This is a genomic window from Halomonas sp. 3A7M (assembly GCF_014897875.1).
Classification (GTDB): domain Bacteria; phylum Pseudomonadota; class Gammaproteobacteria; order Pseudomonadales; family Halomonadaceae; genus Vreelandella.
The window spans coordinates 1-702 of the sequence record NZ_JABUZD010000028.1 but is presented as its reverse complement, the minus strand read 5'-3'; the positions used below and the strand labels follow the sequence as shown (position 1 = coordinate 702).

The following is a 702-nucleotide window of genomic DNA, read 5'->3' as shown; positions in this document are numbered from 1 at the left end:
CTTTGGGCTTGGTGCGATTGTTGAAGCGCGGGGCGCGATAACGCAGATTCTTTAACGCAGATTCTTTGACCGGCGACGCCGCCGAAAGCCACGGCGCTGCTCCAGTGACTTCTTGATCTGATAGCCACGATGCACCAGGTCAAATAAGCACAATACATGCCGTTGCGGGCCGTCTGATTCGGTGCTGTCCGTTTCACGCATCAACGCCAGCCCGGTCGTTTTGCTGCCAGGGTCGATGCCCAGGCGAAGCGGTTGCGTGTCACCACCCACCCGATCTTTCAGCCGGATCGTGAACGGATAGCGCTTATGTACCACGGCACGACCACGCGCCAACAGCAACCGGGCGCGCTTTTCGCTGCACGGCATCAGTGGCCGCTTGTGTTTATCCCGTACGAAAACCGCCATGCGATTTCCTCCTAATCAATGCCCTTACGGGCCTGGTGTCGCAGGGCTTTCGCCCCGTCTCCCCTCGGGAAGGTTGATAACCGGCTCCTGCCAACGATATGGCTATCGGCAGCGATCAAGACCTTCGGCGTTTTACCCTGCGCCAGCATGATCCTGACCTTTCAGAGCGCCAAACTGAGGAAGCATTTGGCGGTGAGTCTTGGCGACCTGTTATCAACGTAGCGGGTTGGCTACCGCTTTCCCTGGTCAACCGGGCTTGCTTTTACAAGCCTCCGGCTTCAGCCGGAGGTAATTGAC

General features: G+C 58.1%; 1 protein-coding gene. It reads right to left on the bottom strand.

What is annotated here, in order from left to right; all coding sequences use genetic code 11:
- Positions 1-51 precede the first annotated feature (51 nt).
- Positions 52-405 carry an RRXRR domain-containing protein gene (locus INT19_RS01960; RefSeq protein ID WP_226924440.1) on the bottom strand — a complete coding sequence of 118 codons (354 nt, stop codon included), beginning with the start codon at positions 403-405 and terminating at the stop codon, positions 52-54.
- Positions 406-702 lie beyond the last annotated feature (297 nt).